The following is an 18,060-nucleotide window of genomic DNA, read 5'->3' as shown; positions in this document are numbered from 1 at the left end:
CGTCACCAGCAACTACCGATGGTAGCGATGCGCCCATATATGAAAGGTTTTCATGCCCGATCATTCAACCAGGCCTACCGGCACGGCGGCGTCAGCGCGGCGAACGGTGAAAATGTGTGCATTTTCATCCTGCCTCCATGACGTATGCTCCATTGCTTACATTTTGAATGGATGCTCCATGAGCTTTGAATATCGCAAGACACGCGCCCTGGAGCTGTTGCACAGCACGGGCATGGCCCGCAGCCACTATGCGCCACCGCTGATGCGCCTGTTGTGGAAGGTCGGCGTACAAGTACCGCCGCCGCATTTCCAGTCCTTCCTGCGTGCCGCGCTCGGCATGGGGCTCTGGTTCGGCACGTGCTGGGGCGTGGTCATGTGGATTTTTTTCTGGTGGCGGTCCGATGCCGCCACCCCGTTATCGCCCCTGGCGGCGCTGGTGGCGGCCAGCGCCGCCGGCCTCCTGTTTGGTCTCGCCATGGCCAGCTTCTATGCGCGCGACCGGCGCAAGCACCAGTTGCCGGCATGGACCGAACTGGACGCTCAATAAGGCGGCAACGCCAGGCAAGGCCATTGCCTCAATAGTGTGGCGGGCGTTCGTTGACCAGTCCGCCATTCGCCTGCTGCGCCCCGTCGCGCACGTGTTCGCCCAGCTTGTGCAGCATCGCTTCCAGCTGGTCGATGCGCTTGCCCTGCTGGTACACCATCTGGTTCAGCGACTCGACCAGGTCTTCCTGCTGCGCCAGCTTGATTTCGATATCGACGAAACGTACTTCCATCTGTTCTGCATTGTCCATGGTGTTCTCGGTGATTCCTGACTGAAAGCGGCATTCTACCGCCGCAGCGGCGTAAGCCAGGACAAACTCCATCCATTCGCCGCCAGGCGGGTCCCGATTTCTGCGTATTCTTCCTGCATGGGCTCAACAGCAAGGCCGCCGTGGCCGCCTACATGAGCGAAATCGTCGCCACCGGCAACGCCGAACTGTTCCAGTCGGCCATGAACGACGTGGTGCGTGCCTATGGCATGGGCAAGGTGGCGGCCCGGGCCGACATCACGCGCGAAGGCGCATATAAAGCCTTGCGCGAAGGTAGCAAACCGCGCTTCGAAACCATTTTAAAGATGCTCGATGCGCTGGGCATGCAGCTGGCCATCGAGCCAAAGACCACGCCGGACGGCGCCGTGGAAGCCTGAACGCCGCTTACACTTTCGGCGTGGCCAGCAAGGCCTTCATGCGCGCCAGGCGTTCTTTCGGCGAAATGATTTCCGACTCCGTCGGCACAGCGTCGCCCACGTCAAGTTGCATTTCTTTGATGAAACGCGACGGGTCGCAATGGACTTGCTCGCCGGCCCGCTTGCGCTTCTTGCACCAGGTGACGTGCAAGGTGCGCTGGGCCCGCGTGATACCCACATACATCAGCCGGCGCTCTTCCTGGATGCGCGCGGCGATGGTTTCGGCCGGCGCGTCGGGGTCGCCCTTGTGCGGCAAAATACCCTCTTCCACGCCCACCAGAAACACGTGCGGGAATTCCAGCCCTTTCGAGGCGTGCAGGGTGGACATGCGCACGGCATCCTGCTCCTCGTCCTTGCCCTCCAGCATGGTCATCAGGGCCACCATCTGCGTCAGTTCCAGCACGTTCTTTTCTTCGCCGTCGCGGTCCTTGCCGCCCCTGCCCCGTTCCTTGAGCCAGTTGACGAATTCCAGCACGTTCTGCCACTTGCTTTGCGCTTGCCGTTCCTCGAAAGCATCGTACAGATATGACTCGTAGTGGATTTCCTTCATCATGTCGTCCAGCACTTCGGCCGCGTTGTCGCCACTGCCGGCCGCGCCGGGACGGCTGGCGCGCGATTCGAGGTCGTTGATGAAGTTGCAGAAATCGCGCAATGGCCCCAGCTGGCGGTCCGTCAGCTTGGCCTCGATGCCGCCTTTAAAGACGGCCTGGAACAGCGAACACTGCCACTGGCCAGAGAACGCGCCCAGCACCTCCAGGGTCGACTGCCCCACGCCGCGGCGCGGCGTCGTCACGGCGCGAATAAACGCCGGGTCGTCGTCTTCGTTGGCCAGCAGGCGCAGATAGCTGATGATGTCCTTGATTTCGGCCTTGTCGAAGAAACTCTGGCCGCCCGAAATCGTGTAGGGAATGCGTTCCTTGCGCAAGCATTGCTCGATGATGCGCGCCTGGTGGTTGCCACGGTACAAAATGGCGTAATCGGAAAATTTGTTCTTGCGCTCGAAATGGTCGGCCGAGATCATGATGGCCACTTGCTCCGCCTCCTGCTCGTCCGTCTGCATGCCCAGCACCTTGATCGGTTCGCCCAGGCCATGTTCCGACCACAGCGACTTTTCAAACAGTTTAGGATTGTTGCCAATCACGGCGTTGGCCGCATTGAGCACGCGCATGGTGGAGCGGTAATTCTGCTCCAGTTTGATCACGCGCAAGTCGGGGAAGTCCGTTTCCAAGGTCTTCAGATTTTCCACGGTGGCGCCGCGCCAGGCATAAATGGCCTGGTCGTCGTCGCCCACGGCCGTAAACATCGGCTTCTTGCCGATGCCCGTCACCATCAATTTCACCAGTTCGTACTGGCAGGTGTTCGTATCCTGGTATTCGTCGACGAGCAGATAGCGTAAACGGCGCTGCCACTTGTCGCGTACGGGTCCGTTGTTGCGGAACAGTTCCACGGGTAAGCGGATCAGATCGTCGAAATCGACGGCCTGGTAGGCGGAAAGCGTTGCCACATAGCTGCGGTAGATGCGCGCCGCGTTCGCTTCGTCCTCATCCTTGGCTTGCGCCAGCGCCATGTCGGGGTCGATCAAGCCGTTTTTCCACAGCGACATGGCGTTCTGGATGCCTCGGATCACCTGTTTATCAGTGGTAATGGCGAGGTCTTGCACGAGGGAAAAACAGTCGTCGCTATCCATGATGGAAAAGCGGTCTTTCAAGCCCACGCCATTGGCTTCCTGGCGCAGGATTTTCACGCCCAGCGAGTGGAAGGTCGACACCGTCAGCTGCTTGGCCTGGCGTGGTTGCTTGAGCAGCTTGGCGATGCGCTCCTGCATTTCCAGCGCCGCCTTGTTGGTAAAGGTCAGCGCGGCGATGGTGCGCGGGTCATAGCCCCGGTCTTCGATCAAATGGGCGATCTTTTGCGTGATCACGCGCGTCTTGCCCGAACCGGCGCCCGCCAGCACCAGGCAGGGGCCGTCGAGGTAGGTGACCGCTTCGCTTTGAGGCGCATTCAAACCGAACTGTGGTGCTTTGGACATCAGGGTATTTCCGCAGGGAACAGCAGCCCATTGTAACAGCGTCGCGCCCGCCATTTGCACGGCAAGGTCTGCGTGAAAAACAGGCAATGGCATTGATATCTCGCCAATTGCCGCCATCTTGGGACATGCAATGCGTGCGGCGATGCCAGCGCTGGAGTACCATTCCGCCTATATCGCCCGTGCGCGCCCACTTACCGAATGGCAGTCCCATGAAATTTGAACATTTGATTGAAATCAACGATCCGCTCAACCCGCTGATCGACACCCTGAGCCTGGAACAAGTCTGGCGCGGCCTGGTCTTGCGCGCCGAGTCGCCCAGGCTGTTCGTACCCCACCTGGACGAGTGCCAGATCAGCGAACGCAGCGATGCCGGTTTCGCGCGCAGCCTGCGCTATGGCGAACTGGTCATCAACGACAGGGTCGTGCTGGTGCCGCAACTGCAAGTGCGTTACGAAGTGCCGGCGCAACAGGATATCAGCGCCTCCTCGCTGGTGATGACCATCGAGATGCCCGACGAGGCCAGCCTGTGGGTGCGCTTCCAGTACGACGACGGCCACGACGCGGCCACCGATGCGGCCAACGCCCTGTACGACGACTTCCGCCGCTCTGCCTACAAGGAGTCCGACATCGACACCGTGCGCATCATGCGCGAGCTGGCGCTTGAGGGACGGCTGGATGCGGGCTTGCTGAATTAAGCTCGCGCGCTGCGGCCCCACAACTGGTCAGGGCGAAACTGCAGCCCCGCCTGCTCCGCGCTGAGCACTTCGCGGATGGCGTGCAAGTCCACGCGCGTATCGCGCCGCAGCGGCACATCGAGGCGCGCGCCGCGGGGGCCGATCAGCGACTGCACATGGGGCGTGGTGGCATTCAAGCCCTTGCGCGTGACAATGCCGATTTCTCCATTCAACAGTTTGACGAAGGTGCCGACGGGGTAGATACCCAGTTCGCGCACCAGCAGGGAAGCCAGCGGCGCATCCAGGGTGGCCTTGTCGGCCATCAGCATTTCGCGCAGGGCCACGTTCGGCAGCATGGGCTGGCGGTAGCTGCGCTTCGATACGCGCGCGCAATAGCGGTCAGCCAGCATGATCAGGCGGGCGCCGATGCCGATCGCCTCGCCTTGCGTGCCCAGCGGATAACCGCTGCCATCGATATTTTCATGGTGCTGCAACACGGCTTGCAGCCAGACGGCGTCCGTGACGCCGTCCGAGCGCAGCAAGTCGACACCCGCTTGCGGATGGGCACGCAAGTAGGCGCGTTCCTGTGCGTCCAGCGGGCCCGCCTTGTGCTGGAAATCCGCATGGCGTTCCAGCATGCCCACATTCATGCTCAGGGCGGCCAGCACCACGCTGCGGATCACGCCCGCATCGAGTTTCAGGGCACGCGCCAGCAGGGCCGTGATGACGGCCGTGTCGACGCTGTGGCGCACGGCAAAGTCGCCCGCGCCCTGGTTGTGCAGAATGCAGGCCAGCGCCACGTCGGCGTCCAGTACCACGGCCTCTTCCACCAGCTGCGCCAGCGACGCCAGCGATGCATGGCTGCCCGCCTGCCCGGCGGCAATGGCCGGCAAGACCAGCGCCAGTCCTGCCGTGACGAGGTTCAGCATGCGCAGGGCCGATGGCGCTTCCGTCGCCGTGCGCGGCAGGTCGGCACTGGTATCGGCGATGACGCCGCGCGCCAGCAGCAATTCGATCTGGTTCTCGCTGCTGATGACATGGCCCAGCCTGGCCAGCAAGCCGCCCGTCTCGCTATGCACGTCCCAAGGCAGAGCTACGCCCAGGGCGAGTTCTCCCGCGTAAATGCGCCGAATTTTCACATCGTCTCCGTCATCGCTAGCCGCTCCCCTTTTTACCATCGGGTGCTCGTGGGCATGAACCAATTGAAATGTTTTTTGCTTTTAATCAATATTCCAATGTGGCAGCGATCATCGCGCAATCATGTGAGCTTGTCTACAAAATTATGTAAAGAATAAAATTGCATCAGACGCCAGGCGAGCAATCGGCGCAGCCGGGCGCGTGTTCCGGGTCTTTTTCCAGGTGCAGCGCCAGCTCGCGCAAGGCCGTGCGCACGCCCTCCTCGATGACGGGGTGGTAAAACGGCATGTCGAGCATGGCCGGCACCGTCAGCTGCGCCTGGCATGCCCAGGCCAGCAAGTGGCTCAAGTGTTCCGCCCGCGGACCTATCAGCTCGGCACCGAGAAAGCGCTTGCTGCCAAACTCCGCATACACGCGCAGCAAGCCCTGGTTTTGCAGCATGACGCGACTGCGGCCCTGGTTGCCAAACGACACTGCGCCCACGGCGAAGCGGCCCGCATGGCTCAAGCACAGTTGCTGGTAAGAGGCGCCCAGGGTGGCGATCTGCGGCTCCGTGAAGGCGATGGTCAGGGGCGTGCGGCGCAAGCCCGGTATGACGTCAGGAAAGCGCGCCGCGTTGTCACCCGCGATACGGCCCTCGTCGGCTGCTTCGGGCAACAGCGGCAAGGCATTGTCGGCATCTCCGGCGATGAAGATGGCGCTCTTGCCGCACTGCATGGTATGCGGGTCATGCAGGGGAATGCCATAGCGGTCGAGCTCGATTTGCGCCGTTTCCAGGCCGATTTGATCCACATTCGGACGGCGGCCGATGGCGGCCAGCAGATACTCGAACTGCTCGGTTTTTTCCTCGCCCGCGCCATCGCGGCTGGTCAGCAGGATGCCGCTGCCATCCGGGTTTTTCGCCACATGCGCCACGCTGGTCTGGAAGCGGATGTCCAGTTCGCGCGCCAGCACGGCGCCGGCCTCTTGCAGCACCAGCGGGTCCGTCAACTGCGCGACTTTATTGCCGCGTGCAAACAGGGTCACGCGCACGCCCAGGCGGGCCAGCGCCTGGCCCAGCTCCAGGCCGATCACGCCGCTGCCGACCACGGCCACGGAGCTTGGCAAGTCCGTCCATTCGAACACGGCGTCGCTAATGATGACTCTGTCGCCCGCCGCCTGCCACTCGGGCGGCACGATGGGTGTGGAACCGGTGGCGATGACGACGCTGGTGGCCTCGACCATCGTGTGTTCATCCACCTGCAATTTGCCGGGCGCGATGAAACGCGCATGGCCGCGCAGTTTTTCTTCCTCGGGGATGGCGTTGACGCCGTCGAGCACGAAGCCCACAAAGCGGTCGCGCTCGCTGCGCACTCTGCTCATCACTTGCTGGCCGTCGATGCGCACTGGGCCCGGATGCACACCGAAGCCGGGCGCGCTAGCGACCGCATGGGCCGCCTCGGCCGCCGCGATCAAGAGTTTGCTGGGCATGCACCCCACGCGCGCGCAAGTCGTGCCGTACGGCCCGCTTTCGATCATCAGCACGCGCTTGCCCTGCATGCGCGCCGCCCTGTGCGCCGTCATGCCAGCCGTACCGCTGCCGATCACGGCCACATCCACTTGTATCGTTTTCATCGTGCCAGTCATCCCTGTCAGATTGCTCATGGCGTTCCATACTACCCGTTTGGCGAAAATAAGGTTTTACTTTGCAGCAATATATGCATTAGTATAACTAATCATTTTCAAAATTTATAAGCTGAGCTAATGGGATCACTCGATTATCGCGCACTGGCCGTGCTGGACGCCGTGGCCAGTCATGGCAGTTTCGACAAGGCTGCCCTGGCCTTGGGCATCACCCAGTCTGCCGTCTCGCAACGTATCAAGGCGCTGGAAGACACCAGCGGGCGATTGCTGATCATCCGTGGCCAGCCAGCCGTGCCGACGGGCCTGGGCCAGCGCCTGATCGTGCATCACCGCAACGTCAAGCTGATGGAAGCGTCGCTCGACATCGACCTGGGCAACAGCGTCAGCATGCCGGAAATCGCCGTCGCCATCGATACCGACAGCCTGGCCACCTGGTTCCCGGACACCTTGCCTGCCCTGCTGGCGCCGCCGCGCTGCCAGCTCGATGTGCGCCTGGCCGACAGCGATAGCGCCTTGCAAATGGTGCGCGACGGCTCCGTGTTTGGCTGCGTGGCAGCCGAGTCCGGCACAGCGCTGGACGCGGCGGCGGCCACCAGCGTCACGCCGCTGGGTACCTTGCGCTATGTCTGCGTAGCCACGCCCGTGTTTGCGGGCCACTGGTTCGGCGATGGTTTCAGTGACGAGGCGGTGCAATTGGCGCCCGCCGTGGTGGGCCAGCACGGCTTGCTGGCGCGTTTCCTCGCTGAACAATTGGGCCTGCGTGCAGCGTTTCCGCACCACACCTTGCCCGTGGAAGCAGCGCGCCGTAGCTGCATCCAGGATGGCCTGGCCTACGGCCTGATGCCGCAGCGCCTGGCCGCGCCAGCGCTGGCGACGGACAGACTCGTCGATCTGATGCCGGGCAGCACCCTGGACGTACCGCTGAGCTGGCATGCCTGGACCCTGGACACGCCATTTACCAAGCTGCTGTCGGAGCAGATCGTCAAGTCGGCGCGCGACTACCTGCAGTAATTTAAATATCCAGCGGGTCCACTTCCAGCGACCATTTCACACGCGTCTTCATGGCGCGCAACGCACTTAACCATTCTTTCAAGAACGCCTGAAGCGCGGGCCGCGAGCTCGATTCGAGCAGCAACTGGGCACGGTCCACGTTGTAGACGCGCGTCATGCTCATGGGAATCGGATCATTGATGGTCACCTGCGGGTGCGCCATGCACTCCTTGGCCGCCTGCAGGAATTCGATGGCCGTGGCCAGTTCCGGCGCCTCGGCGCGCAGCAGGGCCTGGAACAGATACGGCGGCAGCGCCGCCTGCGCCCGCTCTTCCAGCAAGGTCGTGGCGAAATGGTCGTAATCGTGGTTGACCACGGCGTCATACAACGGATGGCGTGCATAGCGCGTCTGGATCAGCACCTCGCTGACGCTGCCGCCCTCCGTCTGCGCAGCGCGCCCGGCCCGGCCCGCCACCTGCATCAATTGCGCGAACAGCCGCTCGCTGGCCCGGTAATCCTGCGAAAACAGGGCCGTGTCCGGGTTCAAAATGCCCACTAAAGTCAGCTTTTTGAAATCGTGGCCCTTGGCCACCATCTGCGTACCGATCAGAATATCCACTTCGCCCCGGTGCACGGTGTCGAACGCTTCCTGCGCACTGCCCTTCTTGCGCGTGGAATCGGCATCGATGCGCAAGATGCGCGCCTCTGGAAACAATTGCTGCAAACCCTCTTCCACCCGCTGCGTGCCCCGCCCCAGCGGTTGCAAATCGACGTTGCCGCAAGTGGGGCAATGCCGGGGAATGCGCAATTCCAGGCTGCAATGGTGGCAGCGCAAGCGGTGTTCGGGCTTGTGCAGCACCATGAACGAGGTGCAGCGCGTGCAATTGCTGATCCAGCCGCACGATTCGCAGCAGATCACCGGGGAGTAGCCGCGCCGGTTCAAGAACAGCAACGACTGCTCGCCCCGCTCCATGCGCAGCTTCAAGGCGGCTACCAGATGCGAAGTCAGCCCATCTTTCGGCCGGTCGCGTTCCATATCGAGTATCTTTACGCGCGGCAACACCGCATTCTTGACGGCCCGTTCGCGCAATTCGAGCTTGCGATAGCGCCCCGTCTGCGCGTGGTGCCAGCTTTCCAGCGAGGGCGTGGCCGAACCCAGCACGATGGGAATCTGCAATTGCCAGGCGCGCCACACAGCCAGGTCGCGCGCGGAGTAGCGCAAGCCTTCCTGCTGCTTGTAGGACGGATCGTGCTCTTCGTCGATGACGATCAACTTGAGATGCGGCAAGGAGGCGAGGATGGCCAATCGCGTGCCGAGGATGATGCGGGCCTGGCCCTGGTGAGCGGCCAGCCAGTGCAGCATGCGTTCGCCTTCGGACAGGCTGCTGTGCAGGGTCGCCAGCATGACGCCGGGAAAGCGCGCGCGGATATTGCCTTCCAGCTGGGGCGTCAGATTAATTTCCGGCACCAGGATGAGGATTTGCGCCGCCTCGTCGCGCGCCAGCACCTGGGCGCAGGCTTGCAGATACACTTCCGTCTTGCCGCTGCCCGTCACGCCGTACAGCAAGGTGGGCTTGAAGCCTTGAGCGCCGCCGATGGCGTCCGCCGCCTCTTGCTGGGCGGCATTGAGCGCCGGCATGTTCAGCGGCGTGCCGTCGTGCACGTCGGCCAGCTTGGCCAGCTTCTTGATGGCGCGGTCCAGCGCCACGGTGGTCAGCACGCGCAAGTTCTTCGGCAAGCCCGGCAAGGCCACTTCCCCCAGCGGACGCTGGTAGTAATCGGCGGCAAAGGCGGCCAGCGCCAGCCACTGCTCCGACAGCGGTGCCAGCTGGCTGCGCACGGCCAGCACGTCCTTCAATTTCGCGGCGGGCACGTCGCTACTGTCGGACACGCCGACGATCAGCCCCATCACTTCGCGCCGGCCGAACGGCACCAGCGCCAGCTGCCCCACTTGCGGCAACGCTACGGCAACGTCCGCGCCGGCGTCCGCACCTGGATCTACCGCCGCGTTCCAGCGGTAGTCGAACAGGGCGTTCAGGGGCGTGTCGAGCGCGATTTTCAGGATGCAAGACGTCAAAATGCACTGCGACATGGGGAGTTGGCCTATCTTAATAAAAAAGCGCGCAGCAAGGTCAATGGTGCGGCGGGATGTCAGGCATCAAGCCAGCGGGCCATGATACTTGTTTCGTCCTTCAAACGCCTAACGGCGGACACGACAGCGTGTCATGCTGCCAGAAGAAAATTCTGTGGATAACTTTGTGGACAAAGCAAAATTAACTTTCATAAAAATGTGGATAGAAAATTTTGATCGCCGTCAAGAGGGGCAAGCAAGAAAAATTAGCTATTTAAAATCAATGACTTAAAAATTGATGCCCGGGAGGCGATAAATCCGTGGGGCATTTCCGCCGCTGTGCATAACTGAACCATTTCTGATTTTTTTGTACAGAAATAAGCACTATTTTTTTGCATCCAAGCCGGAAAAACGCGCGCCGCATGAGGCAAAGTTGACAATTGCCGGGCAAGCGTTCGATTTTGCCTGCCCGGCGGCGAAACATTGTTTAATTATCATGCGCTGCAGCATACACTTCAGGTAAAACCTGAACATCTGCGCTAAGTATCGGTTAACAAATTACTTTTCAATTTTATCCACAGAATCTGTTGATAACTTTGTGGACAATGAAGGAATAAGGCTGACAAACGGAACAATAACCTTATCAATTGCAACAAAGTCCACCAGTCAATGAAATTTTTATTTGTTAATAATCAAGCACTTACAGAGCCTCTCCGGGCATGGCTTTTCGACTGCCTCTTATTTCCGCAGCAAAAAAAATTGTGCATAAGTCGGTATTTCCTGATATGGCGCAACAAAGAAAAAGGCAGGCTTCCGCTGGAAAGCCTGCCTTTTCTGCCCCTGCGCCAGGGGAAACGGGAACTTACTGACCGCTGCGCATGGCGCGGCTCATGCTGTGCACGGCTTCCACCATGGCTGACACCGATTCCGGCGGCGTGAACTGGGAAATGCCATGGCCCAGGTTGAACACGTGGCCCGTGCCTGCCGACGGCGCGCCAAAGGCGTTAAGCACTTTCGCCACTTCGGCGCGGATCTGATCCGGGCTGGCAAACAGGATGGCCGGGTCGAGATTGCCCTGCAAACCCACTTTATGCCCCACCAGCTGGCGCGCGCGCGTCAGGTTGACGGTCCAGTCCAGGCCCACGGCATCGGCGCCGATGTCGGCGATCTGCTCGATCCACTGACCGCCGCCCTTGGTAAACACGATGGCGGGAATCTTGACGCCATCCTTGTCGCGTTTCAATTGCGCCACCACTTGCTGCATGTAGGCCAGCGAAAATTCCTGGTAGGCGCCATCGGCCAGCGCACCGCCCCACGAGTCGAAAATCATCACGGCTTGCGCGCCGGCATCGATTTGCGCATTCAGGTACTGCGCCACGGAGGTGGCATTGATCGCCAGGATGTGGTGCATCAGGTCAGGGCGGTTGTACAGCATCTTCTTGATGGTATGGAACTCTTTCGAGCCCCCGCCTTCCACCATGTAGCACGCCAGGGTCCACGGGCTGCCGGAAAAACCGATCAGCGGCACGCGGCCATTCAATTCCGTGCGGATTTGCGTGACGGCCTTGAAGACGTAGTCGAGCGACTCCAGGTCCGGCACGCGCAACGCCTTCACATCCTGCTCCGTGCGCAGCGGGCGTTCGAACTTCGGGCCTTCGCCATCGGCGAAATACAGGCCCAGGCCCATGGCGTCGGGCACTGTCAGGATGTCGGAAAACAGGATGGCAGCGTCGAGCGGGAAGCGCGCCAGGGGCTGCAAGGTCACTTCCGTCGCGTAATCGGGATTCTTTGCCAGGCCCAGGAAGGAGCCGGCCCGCTCGCGCGTGGCGCGATATTCGGGCAGGTAGCGGCCCGCCTGGCGCATCAGCCAGACAGGGGTGTGCTCGGTCGGCTGGCGCAGCAGGGCGCGCAGGAAAGTATCATTCTGGAGCGGAGCAAATTGTGGCATGGCAGGCAATCGAGCTTGGAGAAGCGGTATTATCGCATCCAATCGCCGCCATTTCATTGATTCCAGTGCCGCTTTGCAGCATTTGCCACGCACAGCGATGACTTTCGTTGTGCCTGCCCTTCCATTATGATGATGCACGCCGCCGCGCGCCCTGACCCTGCCTGGCGGCCCTTGATCCCTACACTACACGGAGCCAGCATGACCTCGACCGCATCCAGTACCCCTTATGGCATTTGGCCATCGCCGATCAGCGCGGCCATCGTCGCCGCTGGCGCCTCGCCGCTGACGCAGCTGGCCCTGGGCGGTGCGGATGGGAACGATGTGTACTGGCTGGCCGGGCGCGCCAGCGAGGCGGGCCGCAACACCCTGCTGCGCCAGCGTGGCGCGCGTGTCGATGAATTGACGCCGGCGCCCTTCAATGTGCGCACCCGCGTGCATGAATACGGCGGCGGCGCGTATGCCGTTGCCGGCGATACCGTGTATTTTTCGCATTTCGCCGACAATTGCCTGTACCGCGTGGCCGGCGACGCCGCGCCGGAAGCGTTCACCTCGGGCGGCACCACGCGCCACGCGGACTTCGTCGTCGATGCGGCCCGTTCCCGCCTGATCGCCGTGCGCGAGCAGCATCCGGCAGAAGGCCACGCGCATCCGGAAAACTGCCTGGCGGGCGTCGGCTTCGACGGGCGCGACATGGTGCTGGCGCGCGGCCACGATTTTTATGCGGCGCCGCGCTTGTCGCCGGACGGCAGCCAGCTGGCCTGGATCAGCTGGGACCATCCGCGCCTGCCATGGCAAGGCACGGAACTGTGGCTGGCCGACGTGCATGCGGATGGCAGCCTGGGTTCGCCGCGCCTGATCGCCGGCGGCGCGCGCGAGTCCATCTGCCAGCCGGAATGGTCACCGGGCGGCGTGCTGCACTTCGTTTCCGACAGCAGCGGCTGGTGGAATCTGTACCGCCTGCACGGCGCCGACATCGAGGCGCTGTGCCCGATGGAAGCGGAATTTGCCACGCCGCACTGGACTTTCGGCGGCAGCATGTACGGTTTCCTGTCCGACGACGAGGTCGTCTGCACGTATATCCAGGCCGGCGTCAGCTACCTGGCGCAATTGAACGTGGCCGAGGCCAAGCTGGAGCCGATTTCCCACCCGTACCAGGAAATCCGCGAACTGCGCGTGGGACCCGGCTTCGTCGCACTGCTCGGTGGCAGCCCCACCATTGCGCTGGAACTGGCGCGCATCGACCTGTCGAACCATGAACTGGAAGTGCTGGCGCAATCGATCGCCCACTTGCCCGCGCTCGACTACCTGTCCGTGCCGCGCAGCTTGAGCTTTCCTAGCAGCAATGGCCGCACGGCTTACGCCTTCTTTTATCCCCCCACCAATGGCGACGTGCAGGCGCCGGCAGGAACATTGCCACCCGTCATCGTCATCAGCCACGGCGGCCCCACCAGCATGGCCAGCAATACCCTGAAACTGGCGACGCAGTACTGGACCAGCCGCGGCATCGGCGTGCTCGACGTCAACTATGGCGGCAGCAGCGGTTTCGGCCGCGAATACCGCGACGCGCTGCGCGGGCAATGGGGCATTGTCGACGTGGAAGACTGCATCGCCGGCGCGCGCTACCTGGCGGCAAACGGCCTGGCCGACCCCGAGCGCCTGATCATCCGCGGCGGCAGCGCGGGCGGCCTGACGACCCTGTGCGCCCTGACCTTCCACGACGTCTTCAAGGCGGGCGCCAGCTATTACGGCGTATCCGACCTGAAAGGCCTGGACCTCGATTCGCACAAGTTCGAATCGCACTACAACGATTACCTGATCGCCTCGCAGCCGCAAGCCGAAACCCTGTACCGCGCGCGCTCGCCCATCCACCACACGGATAAATTATCGCGCCCGATGATCTTCTTCCAGGGCCTGGACGACAAGGTGGTGCCGCCGCAGCAGTCCCAACTGATGGTCGACGCCCTGCAGGCGCGCGGCGTGCCCGTCGCATATGTACCGCTCGAAGGCGAGGGACACGGCTTCCGCAAGGCGGAAAACATCGTGCGCACGCTGGACGCGGAACTGTATTTCTACCAGCGCGTGTTCGGCCTGCCCGTGGCGGCTGGCGAGCCGCCCGTGCATATCGCCAATTTGCCCGCATGACCGACCCGCATCTCGACCAGCCCTTGCTAGACGAGTTCGCCGCCCTGGAGCAGCACGAACAGATGATCCTGGCCTTGCTGGCCATCGCGGGCGAACCGGTGGGCAAGCATGCCGTGTATGAACACTTGCAGCGCGCCAATGTCGTCGAACCGGATGGCACACCATTTGCCCTGCTCACCGTCACAGGCATGCTGCAGCATTTGACGCGGCACGCGCTGGCGTCCGAGGTGGTAGGACGGGGCTATGCCTGCGAGGCGAAGCTGCGCTGGCCCGCCATGCGCGCCGCCATCGAGCACCTGGTGTTTCGCGACCTGTGCCAGGCTATCGAGCTGATCAATCCCGTACGCCGCAACTGGGATGGCTATGTGGAATTGCGCAGCTACCGGCAAGGCGTGGCGCGCTTGCGCATCGCCCTGCTGCGCAATGACGAGGTACGCCACGTGGCCGCCATCCTGGCCGCCTGCATGGCTTGCTATGAAGCGCAGCAGCTGCATCCGCTGATCGAGATTTTCGGCCGCCCGTTCGAGCCGGAGATGTTGTCTTTCGTCATGCCGCAACTGCAGGATGACATCCTCGCCGTGCTGCTGGGCAATGCCCCGCGCGAGCCTGCCACGGCGCACGCCATTCGCGCCTACGCACGCGCCCACCACGCGCGCCAGGCGGCGGCCGGCGACCATATCGGCGCCGCCCTGCCGCTGGCCCTGGCCGAAGATGCCCTGCTGTGCGGCGAACTCGACGTGGCTGCGCGCTACCTGGCGGGCCAGCAGGGACCGCAGGCGCTGTTTGTCGACAGCAGCATCGCCCTGTTGCGCGGCGAACACGCGCACGCCGTGGCAGGCTTCGAGACAGCCTTGAAAGGACTGCGCAAGGAGGCGGGCAAGCGCAAGCTGTGCTTTACGGGCATAGGCGGCCACCTGTATGTGCTGGCCCTGCTGCGCGGCAATGACGCCAAGCTGCTGAAAAGCGCGGAGACCTACCTCGATATCGCGCTGCACGCGCAGCCCAACCACGACAGCATCGTCTACCAGCAACTGAATACCTTGCGCCTGGTGCGCGCCGGGGTGCAGCAGGCGGAAAGCATCCCCACGCGCAGCTGGGAAACGGGACTGCAGGCGCAGCTGTTCCAGGCTTTGCTGTACTACTGGCTGGCGCTACCGCAATTGAGCGAACGCAAGGATCAACTGCGATCGCTGGTGCAGCAAGCGGACGCGGCCGGCTACGACCTGATTGCGGCGCAGGCGGCCGGCTTGCTGGGCTTGATGGGCGAGCCGCAGCAGGAGCGCTATGCCACGGCCAAGCGGGCACAACACGGCCTGACGGACATGGCGCCGTGGTTCGAGCGCCAGGAAGCGTGGCAGCGCCAGCTGAGCGCCCTGATCAACCTGCAGCAGAACACGCCCGCCGAAGCGCTGGGCGGCGTCTCGCGCCTCGTGTGGCTGGTGGCGTTCGACCCGCGCTTTGGCCTCACGGCCGTGGAAGTGCGCGAGCAGAAACGCGACGCGCGCGGCGGCTGGAGCAAGGGCCGCGCCATGGGCTTGAAACGCCTGGCCGAAGAGGCGGGCGACATCGATTTCCTCACGCCGCAGGACGCGCGCGCGGCGGGCAGCATCGCGCCGTTCAAGCAATACTATTCGTCGGCACCGCGCTATGAAGTCGAGCTGGACAAGGCTGCTGTGCTGCTGGTGGGCCACCCGCTCGTCTTCTGGCTCGACAACCCCGACACGCGCGTGGAACTGATCGCCGGCGCGCCCGAACTGCTGATCAAATCGCACGAGGGGCAACTGTGGCTGGGCATGCAGCCGCCCCTGCCCGACAGCGGCAGCAATGTGGTGGTGCAACGCGAGACGCCGACGCGCTTGCGCGTGGTGCACATCCTCGACGAGCACCGGCGCATCGGCGCCATCGTGGGCCTGGGCCTGTCCGTGCCCCTGCATGCCGAGAAACAAGTCATGCAGGCGATAGGCGCCATCTCGTCCATGGTCACCGTGCAATCGGATATTGGCGGCGGCACCGGCGACGCGGAAGCGATCACGGCCGATCACCGCCTGCACGTGCACCTGCTGCCCTACCAGCAGGGTCTGAAAATGCAGATTTTAGTACGCCCGCTGCTCGACAACGGCGCCTATTACGCGCCCGGCAGCGGCGCCGAAAGCGTGTTTGCCGATGTGGCTGGCAGGGCCGTGCAGGCGCGGCGCGACTTGAACGGGGAACGCGAGGCGCAGCGCCAGCTCATCGGTCGCTGCCTGGTGCTGGAAGAGGCCGAAGAAGAGCATGGCGAGTGGCTGCTGGGCCAGCCTGCCCTGGGCCTGCAACTGCTGGTGGAATTGCAGGCGCTGGAGCCAAACGGCATCGTGCTGGCCTGGCCCGAAGGCGAAACCATGCGCGTGTCGAAACGCATCGACAGCGGCCAGATGCGATTGAATATCAAGAGCGAGAAAGACTGGTTTGCCGCCAGCGGCGAAGTGCAGATCGATGAAGACAAGGTGATGGATTTACGCGCCCTGCTGGACTTGATGCAAAACAATAAAAGCCGCTTCGTGGCCCTGGGCGACAACCAGTTCCTGGCCCTCAGCGATGAATTGCACCGCCGCCTGTCGGAACTGGCAGCGTATGGCGAAGCGCATGCCGACGGCGTGCACATCCACCCGCTGGCCGCCTTCGCGCTGGAAGAGCTGGCCAACGATGCGGGCGGCGTGAAGGCCGACAAATTGTGGCGCGAACACTTGCTGCGCCTGCGCGCCCTGGACGACTATGAGCCGCAGCTGCCCAGCACCTTGCAGGCGGACTTGCGCGACTATCAGCTGGCCGGTTTCGAATGGCTGGCGCGCCTGGCGCACTGGGGCGTGGGCGCCTGCCTGGCCGACGACATGGGACTTGGCAAGACTCTACAGGCGCTGGCCCTGATCCTGGCGCGCGCGCCCAACGGCCCCACCCTGGTGGTCGCACCCACGTCCGTGTGCATGAACTGGATCAGCGAAGCGCAGCGCTTTGCGCCGACCTTGAAGGTCAAACTGTTCGGCAGCGGCGACCGGGCCGACATGCTCGACACCTTGCAGCCGTTCGACGTGGTGGTGGCCAGCTACGGCTTGCTGCAGCAGGAAGCGGCCCTGTTTGCCGGCGTGCGCTGGCATACCATCGTGCTCGACGAAGCGCAGGCGATCAAGAATGGCGCCACCAAGCGCTCGCAAGCCGTGATGGCCTTGCAAGGGGATTTCCGCATGGTGGCCAGCGGCACACCGCTGGAAAACCACCTGGGCGAACTGTGGAATCTGTTCCGCTTCATCAACCCCGGTTTGCTGGGCACCCTCGATCAGTTCAACCTGCGCTTCGCCGGTCCCATCGAAAAGGATCAGGACAAGCGGGCGGCGGCCGGTGCGCGCCTGCGGCTGCGCCGCTTGATCGCGCCATTCATCTTGCGCCGCACGAAGACGCAAGTGCTGTCGGAATTGCCGTCGCGCACGGAAATCGTGCTGGAAGTGGAACTGTCGCCGCAGGAAACGGCGCTGTACGAATCCTTGCGCCGCGAAGCGCTGGAAAAGCTGGCCATGGTGGAAGGGCCGGCATCGAAAAAAGCCATCCAGATCCTGGCCGAGATCATGAAGTTGCGCCGCGCCTGCTGCAATCCGCAGCTGGTGGCACCCGAGCTGGGCCTGGCAAGCAGCAAGCTGGCGGCCTTCGCAGAGCTGCTGTCGGGTCTGCTGGAAAACCGCCACAAGGTACTCGTCTTCAGCCAGTTCGTCGACCATTTGACCTTGATCCGCCAGCACCTGGAACAACATGGCGTGCGCTATCAGTATCTCGACGGCAGCACGCCCATGCAGGAACGCAAGCGCCGCGTCGATGCCTTCCAGGCGGGCGAAGGCGATGTCTTCCTGATCAGCCTGAAAGCGGGCGGCATGGGCATCAACCTGACGGCGGCCGATTACGTGATCCACATGGATCCGTGGTGGAACCCGGCCGTGGAAGACCAGGCCTCGGACCGCGCCCACCGCATGGGGCAATTGCGTCCCGTCACCATTTACCGCCTGGTGGCGAAGCACACGATCGAGGAAGGAATCGTCGAATTGCACCAGCACAAGCGCGACCTGGCCGACAGTTTATTGGAAGGCAGCGACGCAGCCGCGCGCATGTCGGCCAATGACATGCTGGGCATGCTGCAGGAGGGCTTGAAAAAGTAAACGGGGAAGCCGCGTTCCATGCGATGATCGTTTTTCCCTG

13 protein-coding genes are annotated in these 18,060 nt (G+C 62.9%); 7 read left to right on the top strand and 6 right to left on the bottom strand.

Annotated features, from left to right (window positions below; all coding sequences use genetic code 11):
• Positions 1 to 178: 178 nt before the first annotated feature.
• Positions 179 to 547 (top strand): DUF6404 family protein, encoded by a 369-nt coding sequence (locus C8C89_RS05265; protein WP_133989064.1) that lies wholly within the window; start codon positions 179 to 181, stop codon positions 545 to 547.
• Between the two features lie 28 nt (positions 548 to 575).
• On the opposite strand, the gene C8C89_RS05260 is transcribed toward C8C89_RS05265, so the two are convergent.
• Positions 576 to 794 (bottom strand): SlyX family protein, encoded by a 219-nt coding sequence (locus C8C89_RS05260; RefSeq protein ID WP_034753936.1) that lies wholly within the window; start codon positions 792 to 794, stop codon positions 576 to 578.
• Positions 795 to 811: 17 nt separating this feature from the next.
• Between C8C89_RS05260 and C8C89_RS05255 the strand changes: the two genes are divergently transcribed.
• On the top strand, positions 812 to 1,189 hold the full coding sequence (locus C8C89_RS05255) for an addiction module antidote protein (protein WP_347876604.1): 378 nt from the start codon (positions 812 to 814) through the stop codon (positions 1,187 to 1,189).
• A 7-nt stretch (positions 1,190 to 1,196) separates the two neighbouring features.
• Here the strand turns inward: C8C89_RS05255 and C8C89_RS05250 are convergent, their stop codons facing one another.
• On the bottom strand, positions 1,197 to 3,257 hold the full coding sequence (locus tag C8C89_RS05250) for a UvrD-helicase domain-containing protein (RefSeq protein ID WP_101483210.1): 2,061 nt from the start codon (positions 3,255 to 3,257) through the stop codon (positions 1,197 to 1,199).
• A 209-nt stretch (positions 3,258 to 3,466) separates the two neighbouring features.
• Here C8C89_RS05250 and C8C89_RS05245 point away from each other — a divergent pair, with 209 nt between their 5' ends.
• The gene (locus tag C8C89_RS05245; RefSeq protein ID WP_133989062.1) at positions 3,467 to 3,952 is read left to right on the top strand and encodes an SRPBCC family protein; all 486 of its coding nucleotides are present in this window, start codon (positions 3,467 to 3,469) and stop codon (positions 3,950 to 3,952) included.
• On the opposite strand, the gene C8C89_RS05240 is transcribed toward C8C89_RS05245, so the two are convergent.
• Positions 3,949 to 5,070, bottom strand: a complete 1,122-nt coding sequence (locus C8C89_RS05240) for an HD domain-containing phosphohydrolase (RefSeq protein ID WP_243857900.1) — start codon at positions 5,068 to 5,070, stop codon at positions 3,949 to 3,951. The two genes, C8C89_RS05245 and C8C89_RS05240, sit on opposite strands and share 4 nt — an antisense overlap.
• A 163-nt stretch (positions 5,071 to 5,233) precedes the next feature.
• A complete protein-coding gene (locus tag C8C89_RS05235) occupies positions 5,234 to 6,682 on the bottom strand; it encodes a dihydrolipoyl dehydrogenase (protein ID WP_133993149.1) in 1,449 nt (482 codons plus the stop codon).
• Between the two features lie 129 nt (positions 6,683 to 6,811).
• On the opposite strand from C8C89_RS05235, the gene C8C89_RS05230 reads away from it, so the two are divergent.
• Positions 6,812 to 7,702: an ArgP/LysG family DNA-binding transcriptional regulator gene (locus C8C89_RS05230; protein WP_133989061.1), complete on the top strand. Its 891-nt coding sequence runs from the start codon at positions 6,812 to 6,814 to the stop codon at positions 7,700 to 7,702.
• Position 7,703: 1 nt separating this feature from the next.
• Here C8C89_RS05230 and C8C89_RS05225 read toward each other — a convergent pair whose 3' ends face one another.
• Positions 7,704 to 9,773 (bottom strand): primosomal protein N', encoded by a 2,070-nt coding sequence (locus tag C8C89_RS05225; protein WP_133989060.1) that lies wholly within the window; start codon positions 9,771 to 9,773, stop codon positions 7,704 to 7,706.
• 133 nt (positions 9,774 to 9,906) lie between these two features.
• On the opposite strand from C8C89_RS05225, the gene C8C89_RS26900 reads away from it, so the two are divergent.
• Positions 9,907 to 10,044, top strand: coding sequence for a hypothetical protein (locus C8C89_RS26900; protein WP_166674671.1), 138 nt, complete (start codon positions 9,907 to 9,909; stop codon positions 10,042 to 10,044).
• Between the two features lie 570 nt (positions 10,045 to 10,614).
• Here C8C89_RS26900 and hemE read toward each other — a convergent pair.
• Entirely contained in the window at positions 10,615 to 11,700 is a 1,086-nt protein-coding gene (gene hemE, locus C8C89_RS05220; protein ID WP_101483214.1) for a uroporphyrinogen decarboxylase, read from the bottom strand.
• Positions 11,701 to 11,898: 198 nt separating this feature from the next.
• On the opposite strand from hemE, the gene C8C89_RS05215 reads away from it, so the two are divergent.
• Both C8C89_RS05215 and C8C89_RS05210 read left to right on the top strand, forming a co-directional pair.
• Entirely contained in the window at positions 11,899 to 13,842 is a 1,944-nt protein-coding gene (locus C8C89_RS05215; protein WP_133989059.1) for a prolyl oligopeptidase family serine peptidase, read from the top strand.
• Positions 13,839 to 18,020, top strand: coding sequence for a DEAD/DEAH box helicase (locus tag C8C89_RS05210; RefSeq protein WP_133989058.1), 4,182 nt, complete (start codon positions 13,839 to 13,841; stop codon positions 18,018 to 18,020). Before C8C89_RS05215 ends, C8C89_RS05210 begins: the two co-directional genes overlap by 4 nt.
• Positions 18,021 to 18,060: the final 40 nt, after the last annotated feature.

The organism is Janthinobacterium sp. 75 (genome assembly GCF_004365495.1).
In the GTDB taxonomy this organism is placed as follows: Bacteria; Pseudomonadota; Gammaproteobacteria; order Burkholderiales; family Burkholderiaceae_D; genus Janthinobacterium.
Note: the sequence above shows the minus strand (reverse complement) of the source record. Positions and strands in the feature narration are given on the sequence as shown.